Source organism: Methylobacterium oryzae (assembly GCF_036441375.1).
GTDB lineage: Bacteria > Pseudomonadota > Alphaproteobacteria > Rhizobiales > Beijerinckiaceae > Methylobacterium > Methylobacterium oryzae_A.
In genome coordinates, this window is record NZ_MLCA01000010.1 from 278044 (window position 1) to 294107 (window position 16064).

Sequence of the window (16064 nt, forward strand, 5' to 3'; positions counted from 1 at the left end):
AGCCCGACGATGACTGTTCCCGTCACCGCGGCCTCGGTCGCCCTCGACGGCGGCGTCCTCGCCGCCGAGGACGTGACCCACGGGCCCGAGGCCGCCTTCGTCCCGTCCCGCGGCTTCTGGGGCCATGTCGGCCACCGGCTGGTGCGCGACCCGGTCGCCATGGGCGCCGGCGCCGTGATCCTCGCCGTCGTGCTGATCGCGATCCTGTCGCCCTGGATCACCCCGATGGATCCCTACAAGGGCTCCATGCTGCGCCGGCTGAAGCATGTCGGCGACGCCACCTACTGGCTGGGCTCCGACGAGCTCGGGCGCGACATGATCAGCCGGCTGATGCTGGGCTCGCGGCTGTCGCTGTTCATCGGCGTCACGCCGGTGCTGATCGCCTTCGTGATCGGCTCCGCGATCGGGATCCTCGCCGGCTACGTCGGCGGCTGGACCAACACGATCCTGATGCGCACCATCGACGTCTTCTTCGCCTTCCCGTCGGTGCTGCTGGCGATCGCGCTGTCCGGGGCACTCGGCGCTGGCATCTTCAACTCGATCGTCTCGCTGACCTGCGTGTTCGTGCCCCAGATCGCCCGCGTCGCCGAGAGCGTCACCACGGGCATCCGCAAGCGCGACTACATCGACGCCGCCAAGCTGTCGGGCGCCTCGGCCCTGACGATCATGCGCGTGCAGGTGCTCGGCAACGTCGTCGGGCCGATCTTCGTCTACGCGACCAGCCTGATCTCGGTCTCGATGATCCTGGCCTCCGGCCTGTCGTTCCTCGGCCTCGGCGTGCGCCCGCCCGAGCCCGAATGGGGCCTGATGCTCAACACCCTGCGCACGGCGATCTACGTGAACCCGGTCGTGGCCGCCCTCCCGGGCGTCTGCATCTTCGTCGTCTCGATCGCCTTCAACCTGTTCTCGGACGGCCTCCGGTCCGCCATGGAGATTCGCCAGTGAGCGTCATCCCGGACGCCCCCGACCCGTTCGCCCGCGACCGCGGCGGACCCGCCCAGCCGCTCCTGTCGGTCTCGGGCCTCGTCAAGCACTTCCCGGTCCGCAAGGCCGGGGGCAAGAAGCAGGTCGTGCGCGCCGTCGACGGCGTCGACTTCGACGTCCTGAAGGGCGAGACGCTCGGCATCGTCGGCGAGTCCGGCTGCGGGAAGTCGACGACCGCCAAGCTGCTCATGGGCCTGATCGAGCGCGATTCCGGCACGATGCTGTACGACGGCCAGCCGGTCGGCGAGCGCGCCATGCCCTGGCGGTCCTACCGCCGCCAGGCCCAGATGGTGTTCCAGGACAGCTACGCGTCCCTCAACCCGCGCATGACCGTCGAGCAGTCGATCGCCTTCGGCCCGAAGGTCAACGGCGTGCCCGCCCGCGAGGCGGTGGAGCGCGCCCGCGGGCTGCTCGCCCGGGTCGGTCTGGAGCCGAAGCGCTTCGCCGGCCGCTACCCGCACGAGATCTCCGGCGGCCAGCGCCAGCGGGTGAACATCGCCCGCTCGCTCGCCCTGGAGCCGCGGCTGGTGCTCCTCGACGAGGCGGTCTCGGCGCTCGACAAGTCGGTGGAGGCGCAGGTCCTGAACCTTCTCCTCGACCTCAAGGCCGAGTTCGGCCTGACCTACATCTTCATCAGCCACGACCTGAACGTCGTGCGCTTCATCTCCGACCGGGTGATGGTGATGTATCTCGGCCGGGTCTCCGAGATCGGCCCGTCCGACACGGTGCTCGACGCGCCGGCGCACCCCTACACCGAGGCGCTGCTCGCCTCGATGCCGTCGCTCGATCCCGACAACCGCACTCAGGCGGCGCTGCTCGCGGGCGACCCGCCGAACCCGATCGACCCACCGTCGGGCTGCCGCTTCCACCCGCGCTGCGCCCTGGCGGAGGACGTCTGCGGCCGGACGGAGCCGCCCCTCGACACCGTCCGCCCGCTGCACCGCGTCGCCTGCCTCGCCCGCCAGCCCGGCTCGGGCCACTCCGCGGCCCCCGCGAGCGCGCTCGCAGCATGAGCACCCCGATGTCCGGTTCAGAACCCGCGGTCGCCCTCGAGAACCTGCGCGTCGCCTTCGGCAAGGTGCAGGTCGTCGACGGCGTCGACCTGAGCCTGGAGCGCGGTCAGGCGCTGGCGCTCATCGGCGAATCCGGCTCCGGCAAGAGCGTGACCCTGCGGGCGATCCTGCGGCTGTTCCCGGAGGGGCGCAGCCGGATCGAGGGCGGCATCCGGGCCGCCGGCAAGGACGTGCGGGCGCTGACCCGGCGCCAGCTCGCCGATTTCCGCGGCGGCGACGTCTCGATGATCTTCCAGGAGCCGCTGCTCGCCTTCGACCCGGTCTACACGGTCGGCCGGCAGATCACCGAGGCCATCCTGCGCCACGAGACGATCTCCAAGGACGCGGCCCGGAAGCGGGCGCTCGCCCTGTTCGAGCGGGTGCGGATCCCGAGCCCGGAGCGGCGGCTCGACAACTACCCTCACGAGATGTCGGGGGGCATGCGCCAGCGGGCCATGATCGCGCTGGCGCTGGCCTGCCGGCCGCAGGTCCTGCTCGCCGACGAGCCGACCACGGCGCTCGACGCCACGGTGCAGATCCAGGTTCTGCTGCTGCTCCGCGAGCTGCAGCGCGACCTCGGCCTGTCGATCGTGATCGTCACCCACGATCTCGGCGCGGCGGTCGAGGTCGCCGACCGGATCGCCGTGATGTACGCGGGCAAGATCGTCGAGACCGGCACGGCGCATCAGGTGGTTCTGAACCCGCACCATCCCTACACGATCGGCCTGCTGCGCAGCCGGGCCGAGGGGGCGCTCGCCAAGGGCTCCCGGCTCCAGACCATCCCGGGCAGCCCGCCCGACCTCGCCAACCGCCCGCCGGGCTGCCCGTTCGCGCCGCGCTGCTTCCTGGCGGAAGAACGCTGCCGCCGGGAGATGCCGCCGGTCGCCGAGATCGCCGCCGGCCACCGCGTCGCCTGCTGGCGGACCGATGAGGCCTCGGCGGCCTACCGGGCCGGGCCGACCCCGGTGCGCGCCGCCGAGCCGGTCCCGGCCTGACCTCGACGCCCCCGCGCCGAGGCTTTATCCGGCTCGGCGCGGTCCCGCGGCGGACCGCGTCCGAACCGGCCGCGCGGGCGTCACGATGAGCCAAGTCCTATCCGGGCCAGTCCCGTCCGAGATCCTGCTCGTGCCCCGGGGCGAGGCCGGGCACTTCCTGCCGGCGGCGCTCGGCTGGATGGGCAAGCGGGTCACCGTCACCGTCCAACCCGGCCCGGCGAACCACGTCCTCTGCCTGCCGGTCCTCGATTTCGTGCGTCTGGGCTTCCCGGAGGCGAGCGGGCGCCTCGACCTCCTCGAACCGGGGGACGCCGAGAACCTCCGCGCCGGGCGCGCCGCGCTGCTCCTCGACCTCTCGAACGAGGGGCCGGGCCTGCACGCGCCGACCTTCGAAGCACTGCACCGCAACCTCGAGGAACGCGGGATCCCGCGCGAGCGGGTCATCCTGGTCACGCAGAACCGGCTGCTGCGGCTCGACTACGAGCGCCTCTACGGCGAGGGCCTGCGTTTCTGGACCTTCGAGTTCTTCCCGCTCCAGGTCGCCCTCTGGCTGGACGACGCCGAGGGTCCGCGGCTCTTCCCCCAGCATCCCCTCGACCGCACCGGCTACGCGCCCTTCGCCCGCGCCGCCGGCCCGGCCCGGTTCCTCTGCCAGAACGCGGCCCTGCGCTGGCACCGGGTGCTGCTCTACCGCTGGTTCCAGCTCAGCGGGCTGGACCGCGACGGGCTGATCTCCTTCCACGGCATCGGCGAGGACAATCCGAAGGCGGGCGGCATCGAAGTCTTCCACGCCCCGCCGGAGATCGAGGCGGCCTTCGGGCCGCTGCTCGCCGATGTGGGCAGCTGGATCCCGCGCCGGGCGCGGCGGATCGATGCCGATCAGGGCACCGACATGGTCATGACCCTCGACACCCAGGCCTACGCGGCGTGCGACCTGACCGTCATCTCGGAGACCGACTTCTTCGAGCCGGGCGTCGAGCGGATCACCGAGAAGTCGATCAAGGCGGCGGCGACGGGCCTGCCCTTCGTGACGGTGGGCGCGCCGCGCGCCGTCGCGCGGCTGTCCGAGCTCGGCTTCGAGACCTTCGGCGGCCTGATCGACCACCACTACGACCTCGTGCCCGACCCGGCCGAGCGGCTGCCGCTCGTGTTCCGGTCGATCGAGCGGGCCTGGGCCGCGTGCCGGGACGATCGGGCGCGCTGGCATCGCCTCGCCCGGGAGCAGGCCGAGGCCAACGTGGCCCACGCGCGGCGCGGATTGCTGCCGCAGTACGAGCGGGTGATGGTCGCGCCGCTGATCGAGCGGCTGAACCGGTTCATGGAGACGGGCGCGATCGTGCACTGACCGCGCCGCGGCCGTGACCGTCCGGGCGGGGATCCGGCGCGGCCCGCAGGACTTCCGCCATGCGCCGCACGGCCGGCTCGATCGCCCGCTCGGGCACGGCGGCGTAGCCGAGGAGCAGGCCCGGCTCCGCGGGCCCGGCATGGTAGGCCGAGAGCGCCACCGCCGAGATTCCCGCGCGCGCGAGCGCCGCGGCGGCGGCCGCGTCGGCGAGGGTTGGGCTCCAGGCCGGACCCGGGCGCGCGATGACGTGCATCCCCCCCTCCATCGGGGCGATCGCCGCGACGTCCCCGGCGTGGCGGCGCGCGGCCTCGATCAGCGCCTCCTGGCGCAGCCCGTAGAGACGGCGGGTCCGCCGGAGATGGCCGGCGAGGTGGCCGTCCTCGATGAAGCGCGCCAGCGCCCACTGGCCGATCCCGGGCGGGGCGGGTCCCGTCTCGGCCAGCGCCTGATTGACCGGCGCGACGAGGCCGCGGGGCAGGACGAGGTAGCTCAGGCCGAGGGCGGGCAGCAGCAGCTTGGAGAAGCTGCCGACATAGATCACCCGGCCGCCGCGATCGAGGGCGCGCAGCGGCGCCAGCGGGCGCCCGGCGTAGCGGTAGGCGCCGTCGTAATCGTCCTCGACGATCCAGCCCGAGACCGCCTCGGCCCAGGCCAGGAGGTCGAGGCGGTTCTCCAGGCTCATGGCGTGCCCGAGGGGGTAATGGTGGGCCGGCGTCACGACCGCGAGCCGCGCGCCGGGTACCGGAGCGGCAGTCGGGGACACCGAGAGGCCGCCGGGGCCGACCGGGACCGGGACCGGCCGGAGTCCGGCGCTGGCGAGGGCCTGCGCGATGCCGGGGAAGCCCGGTTCCTCGACCAAGGCGGTCTCGCCGGGATCGAGGAGCAGTTCGGCGAGCAGGCGCAGGCTCTGCCGGATGCCCGCCGTGACGATGACGTCGTCGGGCTCGCACGCGACGCCCCGCGCCTGCGCCAGGTAGGCGGCGACGGCCGCGCGCAGGGCCGGCGAGCCGCGCGGATCGGGCCGCTCCGGCGGGCCGTGGCGCCACTCGGCCTGGAGCAGGCGGCCCCAGACCTCGAACGGGAAGGCGTCCTGCGCCGGCCGGCCGAGGGCGAAGGCGTCGGGCACGCTTGGACCCGCCATGTAGCGCCGCGCCGGGGCGGAGACGAGGCGGGTGCCCCGGCGGGACAGGTTCGGGACCGGATCGGTGCCGGGTCGCCGGATCGGGCCGGGCGCGGGAAACGCGTCGTCGGGCAGGGTCGCGGCGACGCGCGTCGCCGAGCCCGGCCGCGCCGTCAGGTAGCCCTCGGCGGTGAGCTGCTCCAGCGCCAGGACGACCGTGCCGCGCGCGCAGCCGAGATCGGCGGCCAGGACCCGCGAGGCCGGGAGCCGGGCTCCGCGCGGCAGCAGGCGATCGAGGATCGCCGCGCGCAGGCCTTCCCGGAGCTGCGCGTGCAGAGGCGTCGCGGCCGCGTCATCGAGGGTCAGCGTCAGGGGCAGGGGGCTCCGGGCCATGGCGCAGACTGGTCCAGTCACGGTTCGAGAATTGGACCTTTCGCCTGGACCGCTGAACCGTCAAGCACGGGTCCGAGAGACCGCCGCAGGACAGGCCCATGTACCAGCCGCCGCATTTCCGGGACGATTCGCGTGCCGCGCACCACGCGCTGATCCGCGCCTATCCCCTCGGGCTGCTGGTCACCGCCGGCGCGGGCGGCCTGGCGGCCAACCCGATCCCGTTCCTCCTGGACGACGACGGTCCCCACGGGGTGCTGCGGGCGCATCTCGCCCGCGCCAACCCGCAGGGTCGGGATCTCGCCGAAGCGGAGGAGTGCCTGATCGTGTTCCAGGGTCCGCAGGGCTACGTCACGCCGAGCTGGTACGCGAGCAAGCGCGAGCACGGCCGGGTCGTCCCGACCTGGAACTACGCCACCGTCCACGCCTGGGGTCGGCCGCGGGTGATCGAGGATGCGGACTGGCTCGGGCGCCAGATCGCCGACCTCACCGCCCTGCGCGAAGCCCCCCGGGCCGCGCCGTGGGCGGTCGCGGACGCGCCGGCGCCCTTCGTGGCCGCGCAGATCCGAGGGATCATCGGCATCGAGATCCCGATCACGCGGATCGAGGGGAAGTGGAAGATGAGCCAGAACAGGCCCGAGGCCGACCGACACGGGGTCATCGCAGGGCTGCGCGCCGACGGCGAAGCGGGTCTCGCCGGGCTGGTCGCCGAGCGGAGCGGCCTGTGAGCGCCCGCCTCAACGGTTTCGGCCAGCCCGTCGGCCCGGCGCTGCCGGACTGGAGCCCGCGCCCGCGGCCGCCGCGCGCMCCCCTGGAGGGCCGCTCCTGCCGGCTCGTGCCGCTCGACGCCGCCGCCCACGCGGACGCGCTCTACGCCACCTACAGCGCCGCGCCCGACACGCGCGGCTGGACCTATCTCGGCGACGAGATGCCGGAGAGCGCGGAGGCCTACCGGGCGCGCCTGGCGACGCAGCAGGCGAGCGAGGATCCGCTGTTCCACACGATCCTGGATCCGGCGAGCGGCGACGCCCTCGGGATCGCCTCGTATCTCCGGATCGATCCTGCCAACGGCGTGATCGAGGTCGGCCATCTCCACTTCGGCCCGCGGCTGCAGCGCGCGCCGGCCGCCACGGAGGCGATGGCGCTGATGATGGCCCGGGCCTTCGACGAGCTCGGCTACCGGCGCTACGAGTGGAAATGCGACAGCCTCAACGCGCCGTCCCGGGCGGCGGCGCTGCGGCTCGGCTTCACCTTCGAGGGCATCTTCCGCAACGCCGTGGTGGTGAAGGGTCGCTCCCGCGACACGGCGTGGTTCTCGATCACCGATTCCGAGTGGCCGCGAGTCCGCGCCGGCTTCGCGGCGTGGCTGGACCCGTCGAATTTCGACGGGGCCGGCCGGCAGCGGCGCGGGCTCACGGACCTGCGCGCGGCCGCTGGCTGAGGCGCGTCAGGCCCTGCCGGACAGGAACGCCTCCGCGCTGCGCAGGCTGAGCGCCATGATGGTCAGGGCCGGGTTCGCGGCGAGCGAACTCGGGAAGGTCGAGCCGTCGCAGATCCACAGGTTGTCGATGTCGAAGCTGCGGCCGTGCGGGTCGACGACGGCGCTCGTCCCGTCGCGGCCCATCCGGCAGGTCCCGAGCGTGTGGGCGACGCGCTCCAGCACCCAGATGTCCTCGGCCCCCGCCTCCTCCCAGAGCCCGCGCATGACTTTCGTGGCGTGCGCGTTGAGGCGGTCCTCGTTGGTGCTGTAGCCGAAGCTGATATGGGCCTTGCGCATCCCGTGCGCGTCGGTCTCGTCGGCGAGGGTCAGCACGTTGGCGTCGCAGGGCAGCGTCTCGCCGTTGATGCCGATGCCGGCGAGGCGGTTGTAGCGGTCGAGGTAGTCGAGCAGCGGCTGCCCCCACAGGCCGCGCCCCCGCGCCGCCGCGTTGCCGAAGGTCACCGGCACCACGCCGAGGCTCTGGATGAGGTAGCCGCCGGCGAAGTCGGCGCCGGTCCGGATGAAGTCCTCGGTGATCAGCGAGGACGGGTAGCCCCGGTTCATGCGCACCTCGTGGTCGAAGGTGCCCCAGACCTGGGTCGCCACGTGGCCCATGTAGTTGCGCCCGATCTGGCCGCTGGAGTTGGCGAGGCCGAGATGGAGCAGCAGGCGCGGCGTCTCGACGGCCCCGGCGCAGAGGAAGACGGCGCCGCAGTGCTGCCGCCGCTCCTCCCCGTCCTGCCGGTAGATCACGCCGGTGATCCGGCCGTCGGCACCGCGCTCCAGGCCGTGGACGAAGGCCTCGGCCCGGATCTCGGCGCCGCGGGCCACCGCGTAGGGCAGGTAGGTCACGTCCATGCTGGCCTTGGCACCCGTGCGGCAGCCCTGGTGGCAGAAGCCGCAATTGATGCAGGCGTTGCGGCGGGGCCCGTCCTCGGACTGGAAGTCCTGCGAGACCACGGCGGCGGGCGCGTCCGCCCACCGGATGCCTCGGGCTTCGCAGGCCCGCGCCATGATCTGCGCCGGCCCGTTGCGCGGGACCGGGGGCAGGGGATAGCGGCGGCCGGCGTCCCACGGGTAGCTCTGCGCGCCCGAGACGCCGAGGAACCGCTCGACCCGCTCGTAGAACGGGAGCAGGTCCTCGTAGGTCAGCGGCCAGTCGACCCCTTCGCCGCTCTCCGTGTGCAGTCGGAGGTCGCGGGCGTCGGCCCTCGGCACGAAGGCGCCCCAGTGCAGCGTCGAGCCGCCGACGCCGGTGCCGCTGTTGTTCGCCCCGAAGGCCTCCGGGGTCGAGCCGCCGCTCAGCCGCTCCTCGGTCCAGTAGATCTCATCCGCGAGGGTCTCGTCGAAGGCGAAGCGCTCCGGGGTGAAGTTCGGTCCGGCCTCCAGGGCCACGACCTTGAGCCCCGCGGCGGCGAGGCGCGCGAGAAGCGGCGCGCCGCCCGCGCCGGTCCCCACCACGACGGCGTCGACGACCTCGTCCGCGTGGTAGGTCCGCATATCCGCGAGGTTCATCGTCCCGCCTCCGTCCGCAGCGACCGTGGCTCCCAGGGTTCCGGCGCGTCGAGCCCGACGGCGTGGAAACCCGGCAGGTCGTCGGCGATCGCGCCCGTCCGGTCGCCGCCGGCACCGATGCCCGAGAAGCCGATCCGCGCCAGGGCTGCCGGGTGGCCGAGCCAGAGGCGGGTCGCGTCGGCGCGGAGATCCTCGAACCAGAACCGCATCCGGTCGGGATCGAGGCGGCCGCCGAGACTCTCCGGGACGGTCAGCTCGGCCCGCTCGCACAGGGTGAGCAGCGCGTCCTGCCCGGCCGCGTCGAGGGCCACGTACGGGCGGCCGGAGGCGGCACGGGCGGCGGCATCGAGGGTGCGCAGGGCGGCGCGGTAGGCCTCCGCGTCCGGCGGCAGGGCCGCGAAGCGCCAGCCATCGCCGTCGCCGGAGGCCAGCCGCCGATCGAGGCGGGCGGCCAGATCGAGATGCGGCACCGGCACCACGCGCGTGAGGGCGGCTCGCAGAATCGCGAGCTCCACCGGGTCGAGCGCCGCCGGTCGATAGGCGGGATCGTCCGGCGCGGCGCGCTCCGCGAGGGCGCCGCGCAGGCGGCTGTTCACCCGGTCAGAGGCGATCAGCGCCGCGTAGTCCGGCGGGACCGCCGGGCTGGCCTCGACGCGCGGGCGGGGCCGGTCGGCGAGATGGGCGCGCAGGTGCTCGGCCAGGACGGCGGGCCGCTCGAGCGGCAGGAGATGTCCGACGCCATCGACGGTGACGAGATGATGGTGCGCGAGATGAGGCGCCGTTAGGGCTCGCTGCGCGTCCGGGCCGAGATCGGCGTCCTCCGATCCGGCCAGGATCAGCGCGGGGGTGCGCAGGATCCCGACGCGGCGGCACCAATCCTCGTTGGCGCCCTCCCCGAGCCAGGCCTTCCAGGCGGCCGGCTCGGCCCGCAGGACGTCGGTTACCGCCCGCGCCTCGGTCTCGGGATCCAGGCCGGCACCCACGTTGGCGCGCACGAAGGCCTGCGCCTCGCGCCGCCGGGTCTCGGGATTCGCGTCGATCCAGGCGAGCATCTTGGCACGCCGGTCCGCCGGAATCGGCTCAGGGCTCGGCGGCGAGCCGGAGACCAGGATGAGATCGGTGAGGCCGGTCAGTCCCGCCTCGCCATCCTCGGACCGGCGCGCGAGCGCCAGGGCCACCTTGGCGCCCATGCTGTGCCCGGCGAACCCGAAACGCGCCGGAGCCCGCGCGCGGACAGCTTCGGCCACGTGATCGGCCATGGCGGCGACGGAGTAGCCCGGTCTGTCGGCGGCGTCGCCGAATCCCGGCAAGTCTACCGGCACGCAAGTCAACGGCGTCCCGTCGAGGGCGCGCGCGAGACGCTCCCAACTTCGGGCACTTCCGCCCAGAAAGTGCAGGCAGAACAGGACTTCGGGCTCGGACATCGGCGAGACATCGCGCGGCGTCACAATGCTTCAAGCGTACGCGACGCCGCATGGCCGAAGTCTTGGCGCGGACCCGTTGGCCAAGTCGTGACCGCGTGCGATCAGGGGGACCGGAGGAGGCGGCGATGGCGGATCTCGAACAGGCCTGGCGCGTGGAGGAGGCCTGCCTCAACGCTTGGCCGAGCCCGCGCGAGCTGCTGGTGCACGGCTACCTTCTGCGCGCGGCCGGAGGCCGCTCGAAGCGGCAGAACTCCGTGAACCCCATGCGCGGGAGCGGTGCGCCCGGACCGGCGATCGAGGCCGCGCGCGCGATCTACGGACGCCTGGGACAGCGCCCGATCTTCCGCGTGCCGACGATCGCCTCCCAGATGGAGCCGCTCCTCGCCGGCGGGGATTACACCGTGGCCGACGAGACCTGCACGCTGATCCGCGACCTCGACGACCTGCCGACCGCGCCCGATCCGGCCGTGGCGGTCGCCGCGGCGCCCGGGCCGGACTGGCTGGCCCTGCGCGACGCGGTAAACCGAGCGGATGCCGCGGCCGCGCGGGTGTTCCGCGACACCGTCGCCGCCCTGGTCCTGCCGCGGGCCTTCGCGGCGGCGGCGGCGGAGGGCGGCATCGGCGCCATCGCCTTCGGGGTGCTCGACCGCGAGCTGATGGTCATCGAGGNCGGCGAGGTCGAGCCGCTGGCGCTTGGCCGCCAGCAGGGCGTCGGCGCTCGGCAGGGCGCGTCCGAGGGCGCGCAGGTCCGACCGGTCGCGGTCGATCCGGCGCCCGACGGCCCCTCTGCCGCGGGCCGACAGGTCCGCTACCGTGGCGATCAGGTCGGCGCGGACCGGCACCGCCATCTCGGCGGCGCCTGTGGGCGTCGGCGCGCGGCGGTCCGAGACGTAGTCGATCAGCGTGGTGTCGGTCTCGTGACCGACCGCCGAGATCAGCGGGATCGCGCTCGCGAAGGCCGCCCGGACCACGCACTCCTCGTTGAAGGCCCAGAGATCCTCGATGGAGCCGCCGCCGCGGGCGACGATGAGAACGTCCGGGCGCGGGATCGGGCCGCCGGCCGGCAGCGCGTTGAGGCCGCGGATGGCGGCCGCGACCTCCTCGGCGGCGCCGTCGCCCTGGACCCGCACCGGCCAGACCAGGACCGGCCGGGGAAAGCGGTCCTCCAGCCGGTGGAGGATGTCGCGGATCACCGCGCCGGTCGGCGAGGTGACGACGCCGACGACCCGGGGCAGGTAGGGGATCGGCCGCTTGTGCTCCGGAGCGAAGAGGCCCTCGGCGGCGAGCTGCTTCTTGCGCTCCTCCAGGAGCGCCATCCAGGCGCCGAGCCCCGCAGGCTCCAGGTTCTCGATGACGATCTGGTACGAGGACTTGCCCGCGAAGGTGGTGATGCGGCCGGTGGCGACGACCTCCAGCCCTTCCTGGGGCCGCTGGCGCAGGCGCCCGAACACGCCCTTCCAGACCACCGCGTCGATCCGCGCCTGCCCGTCCTTCAGGGAGAAGTAGGCGTGGCCGGAGCCGTGCTGGCCGCGATAGCCCGAGATCTCGCCGCGCAGGCGGACATGGCCGAAGGCGTCCTCGAGGGTGCGCTTCAGGGCGCCCGCGAGCTCGCCCACCGACCATTCCGGCTGGTTGGCGTTGAGCACGCTGGTCGGCGGGATGTCCGCCGCTTGCTGAGCTGCGGGGCGCGGGGGCGGCACGAGGGGCATGGCCGGACGCTAGGGGGCCGCGACGGGACAGTCAAAGGTCCGCTGTGAGGACGGAGCCGTTCGGCCGACGCCACTCCGGCGGCGCCCGCGATCCGGCGAATGCCGCCGCCTACTCCACGGCAAGCTCGTGCGGCCGGTCGGAGATCGCCACCCGCGGAACGAGGAGCGACAGGAGGAGCGTCAGGACTGCGACGGCGAAGACCGTCCAGAACGTACCGTGCAGCGCGTGCTGGAGGCCGGCGCGGATCGCCGCGCCGCCGGCCCCGAGGCTGTCCGGATCGTCGAGCAGGCGGCGGAGCTGGTCGGAATTCACCGCCGGGCCGGACGCGGGGTGCGCGAGCCGGTAGTTCAGCACGGCCCCGAGGACGGTCGCGCCGAGCGTCGAGCCGAGGTTGCGCGAGAAGATGTTGGAGGCCGTCGCCGCCCCGCGCTGCGCCCAGGCGACGCTGTCCTGGATGATCACGATGGCGGCCGTCGACAGGAAGCCCATGCCGAGCCCCATCACGACCGAGCCGCAGGCCGCCACGACCGGAGAGCTGTCCGACCCGAGGGCCACGAAGGCGACCGCGCCGAGGGGCAGGAGCGTCGCGCCGACCAGCAGGATCGGGCGCAGGCCGAACCGCACGAAGCTGCGCGCCGCCGTGGTGGCGCCGATCGGCCAGCCCAGGACCATCAGGGTCAGCGTCAGGCCGGCGATCAGGGGCGATTGCCGCAGGACGCCCTGGACGTACATGGGCAGGAACGCCGTGAGACCGATCACCGTCATGCCGGAGAGCAGCGTCGCCGTGTTCGCGGTCGCGATGGGGCGCTGCATCCACAGCCGGATGTCGAGCATCGGGTCCGGGGCGCGCCGCTCTTGGACGACGAACAGGATCGCGGCCACCACGAAGGCCAGCGCCGGCCACAGGGCAGCCTCGGCGGATTCGCCCGCCGCGGTCAGCGCGATCATCAGCGCCGCGATGGCGGCGGTGAACAGGGCCGCGCCGATCGCGTCGATCTGGCGGCTGCGCCGCTCGACGCCCTCGTGGAGGAAGCGGAGGAACAGGGCGGCCGCGACGACGCCGATCGGCAGGTTGATCCAGAAGATCCAGGGCCAGCTCAGGTGACCGATGATCAGGCCGCCGACCAGCGGGCCGGCCACCGACGAGATTCCCCAGACGCTGGCGAGGTAGCCCTGGACCCGGCCGCGCTCCCGCGCCGCGTACAGGTCGCCGACGACGGTCAGGCTCACTGGCTGGATCGCTCCGGCGCCGACGCCCTGCACGAGCCGGAACAGGATCAGCGAGGGCATCGACCACGCGAGCCCGCACAGCAGGGAGCCGACCAGGAACACCGCGATGCCGAACAGCAGGACCGGCCGGCGCCCGTAGAGGTCCGAGAGCTTGCCGAACACCACGGTGGTCGCCGTCTGGGTCAGCAGGAAGGAGGCGAACACCCAGGCGTAGAGGTGGAGGTCGCCGAGCTGGCCGGCGATCTGCGGCATCGCCGTCGAGACGATCGTCGCCTCGATGGCGATCATGAACATCGCCGCCATCACCGCGGCGAGGACCAGCGGGCGGCGCGTCTCTGAGGGCGTGGGCATCGGGCCGATCTAGGCTGGCCGCACCGACCCACCTAGCGTTGAACGCGGCAACCGGCTTTCCCGCGGCGAGATCCGTGCGCGAGCGCACATCACTGAGGCGCCGGCCCCGCGGCGGGCGCATGGGTGGCGCGCCGCGATGCAGCCCGTGCATACATAATTCAGCGGGCTGCGCCCGCGGCGACTCAGGCCTCCGCGTCGGCGTCGAGGTCGCGCCCGCGGGTCTCGGGCAGGAGGATCGCGGCGATGGTCCCGACGAGGCTGAACGCGGCGAGGTAGTAGGCCGGCGCGAGCCGGTCCCCGGTCGCGGCGATCAGCCAGTTCACCACGTAGTTGGTGCTGCCGCCGAACACGGAGACGGAGACCGCGTAGACGATCGATAACCCCGCGCTGCGCACCGCCCGGGGCAGGGCCTCCGGAATGCCGACGATCACCGCCGCCGCGTTGATGGACGACAGGGCCGAGAGCAGGAAGGTGACCGCGTAGACGCTGGCGGCGCTCGGCGCCCGCACCACCCAGGCGAAGGCCGGGACCGCCAGGATCAGGATCAGCGCCCGCGGCCAGATCATCACCGGGCGCCGCCCGTACCGGTCGGCCAGCCAGCCGCCGAGCAGCGGGAAGATCACCGAGGCGAGCCCGAGGGCGATCGGGACCGCGGTCGCGGCGATCTCGCTCAGGCCGAGCGTCGCGCCGGCGAAGACGGGCATGTTGGTCCCGACCGCGTTCGACACGGTCGAGGCCGCGATGACCAGGAAGGTCAGGCCCAGCAGGCGGCCATGCTCGCGCAGGAGCCGCCGGACCACCGCCATCGTCGAGGCCGCCGCGTGCGGATCCTCCTCGGCGCCGGCGGTCTCGGGCAGGTGGCTGCGGATGACGAGGCCGACCGGCACCACGCACAGGCCGAGGGCGAACATCAGCCGCCAGCCCCACTGCGCCATCGCCTGGTCGCCGACCGCGAGCGCCAGGGCGGTCGCGACGATCCCGGCGAACAGCGCCGCGCAGCCCTGGCTGGCGATCTGCCAGCTCGTCACGAAGCCCCGCCGGTCCGGCGGCGCGGCTTCGAGCAGGAAGGCCGTCGAGGGACCGACCTCGCCGCCGAGGGCCAGCCCCTGCACGAGGCGGCCGGCGATGACGATGACCTGCGCCCAGCCGCCGATCGTCGCGTAGGAGGGGCAGGCGGCCAGCATGACCATGCCGACCGCCATCAGCGCGATCGTGATCAGCATCGCGGGCTTGCGGCCGGCCCGGTCGGCGAAGGCGCCGATCAGCACGCCGCCGATCGGCCGCATGACGTAGCCGATGCCGAAGAGGGCGAGCGAGGCCAGCAGGCTGTGGGTCGGGTCGTGCGCCGGGAAGAAGGCCTCGCCGATCGGCTTGGCGAAGAAGGCGTAGACCGTGAAGTCGTAGAATTCGAGGGCGTTGCCGAGGACGACCGCCCCGACCGACTTGCGGTCGAGGCCGGGGTGATGCGCGCCGGGATGCGGCGCGGTCCGGGCGTCCATCAGCGGGCCGGCCCGTCGACCGGGTGCTTGGCGAGACCGCCGGTCACGGGCGTCTCGCCCGCCGCCAGGGCCTCGTCGTAACCGGACAGCCAGAGCGTGCGCGCCTCCGTCCCCTCCGCGTAGGGGCAGGCTTCGCGGGCCAGCCCCTTGGCGGGCGCGGCGCGGCCGAGCGCGCGGGCGTCGAGATCGTTCGGTGGCGAGTCCATGCGGGCGCAGCTCCGTTCCGGTTGGCTGCGCCGCGATGTAGGGCGCGGAACGCGGGCGTCGCCGATCTCAGTGACGCGTCGGGCTCTCGTCCGTCGGCAGCGCGACGGCCTCGCTGAACGGGAATTCCAGCACGACCTCGCCGTCGGCATCCGCGACCACGAGGCACGCGGTGATCAGCCGGGCCTGATCCTGCGGATGGCGCAGGGCGGCGCGGATCGTCTCCCGCGCCGCCTCCCAGGCCGCGTCCGGATCCCGCAGCTCGATCCCGGTGGGATCGGAGATGACGTCCTCGCCGATCTGCGTGTGGAAGAAGTAGCGCGGCATGGCCTTCACCGGTTCAGGGGTGCCGCCCAGGGCGGAGCGACCCGTTACAGGTGGGGATGGCCGTTCGACGAACCAGACCGCGCCGCGTCGGGCCTCAGCCGTTCGCGGCTCGGGCGTCCGGCGCGGACGGGACGGGGCGGAGCGCCCGGACTTGGCCGGTGGCGCCGCCCGCGCGGTGCTGCTTCTCCATCGCCATGAGTGGCCGCAGCTCGGGCTCGGCGAAATCGAGGAGCTTGGCGTTGCGCCAGCGCGGCTTGCCGGAGCCGCGGCCGAACCAGCGGGGGCGCTCCTCCTCGACCAGGAGCACCAGCCGACCCGTCCAGGTCTTCCGGAACCAGAAACGTCCCGTCAGAGACATCGTCGCATCCTCGCCGTCGAGCCGCCCCCGGTCTGGCCGCCTCCATAGCGAACTTGGCCGTTCGCGTACTGATTGAAGAC

General features: G+C 73.5%; 14 protein-coding genes and 2 pseudogenes. 7 read left to right on the forward strand and 9 right to left on the reverse strand.

Features of this window, described 5'->3' with window-relative positions:
• Window positions 1-9 precede the first annotated feature (9 nt).
• The 4 genes from MOTC310_RS19630 (at window position 10) to MOTC310_RS19645 (ending at window position 4376) form a co-directional block, all read left to right on the forward strand.
• Window positions 10-945: an ABC transporter permease gene (locus MOTC310_RS19630; protein WP_331303010.1), complete on the forward strand. Its 936-nt coding sequence runs from the start codon at window positions 10-12 to the stop codon at window positions 943-945.
• The gene (locus MOTC310_RS19635) at window positions 942-1997 is read left to right on the forward strand and encodes an ABC transporter ATP-binding protein (protein ID WP_331303011.1); all 1056 of its coding nucleotides are present in this window, start codon (window positions 942-944) and stop codon (window positions 1995-1997) included. The genes MOTC310_RS19630 and MOTC310_RS19635 overlap by 4 nt, the downstream gene beginning before the upstream one ends.
• An 8-nt stretch (window positions 1998-2005) precedes the next feature.
• Window positions 2006-3031 carry an ABC transporter ATP-binding protein gene (locus tag MOTC310_RS19640; RefSeq protein WP_331303012.1) on the forward strand — a complete coding sequence of 342 codons (1026 nt, stop codon included), beginning with the start codon at window positions 2006-2008 and terminating at the stop codon, window positions 3029-3031.
• Between the two features lie 85 nt (window positions 3032-3116).
• A complete protein-coding gene (locus MOTC310_RS19645) occupies window positions 3117-4376 on the forward strand; it encodes a hypothetical protein (RefSeq protein WP_331303013.1) in 1260 nt (419 codons plus the stop codon).
• Here the strand turns inward: MOTC310_RS19645 and pdxR are convergent.
• On the reverse strand, window positions 4348-5889 hold the full coding sequence (gene pdxR / locus MOTC310_RS19650; RefSeq protein WP_331303014.1) for a MocR-like pyridoxine biosynthesis transcription factor PdxR: 1542 nt from the start codon (window positions 5887-5889) through the stop codon (window positions 4348-4350). The two genes, MOTC310_RS19645 and pdxR, sit on opposite strands and share 29 nt — an antisense overlap.
• Before the next feature lie 98 nt (window positions 5890-5987).
• On the opposite strand from pdxR, the gene MOTC310_RS19655 reads away from it, so the two are divergent.
• Together MOTC310_RS19655 and MOTC310_RS19660 are read left to right on the forward strand one after the other, a co-directional pair.
• Window positions 5988-6614, forward strand: coding sequence for an FMN-binding negative transcriptional regulator (locus MOTC310_RS19655; RefSeq protein ID WP_331303015.1), 627 nt, complete (start codon window positions 5988-5990; stop codon window positions 6612-6614).
• Window positions 6611-7327, forward strand: a complete 717-nt coding sequence (locus tag MOTC310_RS19660) for a GNAT family N-acetyltransferase (protein ID WP_331303016.1) — start codon at window positions 6611-6613, stop codon at window positions 7325-7327. Before MOTC310_RS19655 ends, MOTC310_RS19660 begins: the two co-directional genes overlap by 4 nt.
• Before the next feature lie 6 nt (window positions 7328-7333).
• Here MOTC310_RS19660 and MOTC310_RS19665 read toward each other — a convergent pair whose 3' ends face one another.
• Both MOTC310_RS19665 and MOTC310_RS19670 read right to left on the reverse strand, forming a co-directional pair.
• Window positions 7334-8881, reverse strand: a complete 1548-nt coding sequence (locus MOTC310_RS19665) for a GMC family oxidoreductase (RefSeq protein ID WP_331303017.1) — start codon at window positions 8879-8881, stop codon at window positions 7334-7336.
• Window positions 8878-10305 (reverse strand): alpha/beta hydrolase, encoded by a 1428-nt coding sequence (locus MOTC310_RS19670; protein ID WP_331303018.1) that lies wholly within the window; start codon window positions 10303-10305, stop codon window positions 8878-8880. The genes MOTC310_RS19665 and MOTC310_RS19670 overlap by 4 nt, the downstream gene beginning before the upstream one ends.
• A gap of 125 nt (window positions 10306-10430) precedes the next feature.
• Between MOTC310_RS19670 and MOTC310_RS32865 the strand changes: the two are divergent.
• Window positions 10431-10799: pseudogene (locus MOTC310_RS32865) on the forward strand (GNAT family N-acetyltransferase, cg3035/Rv0428c family); the annotation flags it as partial.
• 177 nt (window positions 10800-10976) lie between these two features.
• On the opposite strand, the pseudogene xseA reads toward MOTC310_RS32865, so the two are convergent.
• The 6 genes and pseudogenes from xseA to MOTC310_RS19700 form a co-directional block, all read right to left on the reverse strand.
• A pseudogene (gene xseA / locus MOTC310_RS32870) lies at window positions 10977-12014 on the reverse strand (exodeoxyribonuclease VII large subunit); the annotation flags it as partial.
• Window positions 12015-12123: 109 nt separating this feature from the next.
• Complete coding sequence (locus tag MOTC310_RS19680; protein ID WP_331303020.1) at window positions 12124-13596, reverse strand: MDR family MFS transporter; 1473 nt, start codon at window positions 13594-13596, stop codon at window positions 12124-12126.
• Between the two features lie 182 nt (window positions 13597-13778).
• Complete coding sequence (locus tag MOTC310_RS19685) at window positions 13779-15095, reverse strand: MFS transporter (RefSeq protein ID WP_331303021.1); 1317 nt, start codon at window positions 15093-15095, stop codon at window positions 13779-13781.
• Complete coding sequence (locus MOTC310_RS19690) at window positions 15095-15301, reverse strand: ribosome modulation factor (RefSeq protein ID WP_331303022.1); 207 nt, start codon at window positions 15299-15301, stop codon at window positions 15095-15097. Before MOTC310_RS19690 ends, MOTC310_RS19685 begins: the two co-directional genes overlap by 1 nt.
• 67 nt (window positions 15302-15368) lie before the next feature.
• Window positions 15369-15626: a DUF6894 family protein gene (locus MOTC310_RS19695; RefSeq protein WP_331290072.1), complete on the reverse strand. Its 258-nt coding sequence runs from the start codon at window positions 15624-15626 to the stop codon at window positions 15369-15371.
• Between the two features lie 94 nt (window positions 15627-15720).
• The gene (locus tag MOTC310_RS19700) at window positions 15721-15984 is read right to left on the reverse strand and encodes a hypothetical protein (RefSeq protein WP_331290071.1); all 264 of its coding nucleotides are present in this window, start codon (window positions 15982-15984) and stop codon (window positions 15721-15723) included.
• Window positions 15985-16064: the final 80 nt, after the last annotated feature.

Bases quoted from the DNA above. Each gene is read 5' to 3' on its own strand.
- MOTC310_RS19630 (WP_331303010.1), top strand. From the start codon at position 10: ATGACTGTTCCCGTCACCGCGGCCTCGGTCGCCCTCGACGGCGGCGTC.
- MOTC310_RS19640 (WP_331303012.1), top strand. From the start codon at position 2,006: ATGTCCGGTTCAGAACCCGCGGTCGCCCTCGAGAACCTGCGCGTCGCC.
- MOTC310_RS19645 (WP_331303013.1), top strand. From the start codon at position 3,117: ATGAGCCAAGTCCTATCCGGGCCAGTCCCGTCCGAGATCCTGCTCGTG.
- pdxR (WP_331303014.1), bottom strand. From the start codon at position 5,889: ATGGCCCGGAGCCCCCTGCCCCTGACGCTGACCCTCGATGACGCGGCC.
- MOTC310_RS19655 (WP_331303015.1), top strand. From the start codon at position 5,988: ATGTACCAGCCGCCGCATTTCCGGGACGATTCGCGTGCCGCGCACCAC.
- MOTC310_RS19665 (WP_331303017.1), bottom strand. From the start codon at position 8,881: ATGAACCTCGCGGATATGCGGACCTACCACGCGGACGAGGTCGTCGAC.
- MOTC310_RS19670 (WP_331303018.1), bottom strand. From the start codon at position 10,305: ATGTCCGAGCCCGAAGTCCTGTTCTGCCTGCACTTTCTGGGCGGAAGT.
- MOTC310_RS19680 (WP_331303020.1), bottom strand. From the start codon at position 13,596: ATGCCCACGCCCTCAGAGACGCGCCGCCCGCTGGTCCTCGCCGCGGTG.
- MOTC310_RS19685 (WP_331303021.1), bottom strand. From the start codon at position 15,095: ATGGACGCCCGGACCGCGCCGCATCCCGGCGCGCATCACCCCGGCCTC.
- MOTC310_RS19690 (WP_331303022.1), bottom strand. From the start codon at position 15,301: ATGGACTCGCCACCGAACGATCTCGACGCCCGCGCGCTCGGCCGCGCC.
- MOTC310_RS19695 (WP_331290072.1), bottom strand. From the start codon at position 15,626: ATGCCGCGCTACTTCTTCCACACGCAGATCGGCGAGGACGTCATCTCC.
- MOTC310_RS19700 (WP_331290071.1), bottom strand. From the start codon at position 15,984: ATGTCTCTGACGGGACGTTTCTGGTTCCGGAAGACCTGGACGGGTCGG.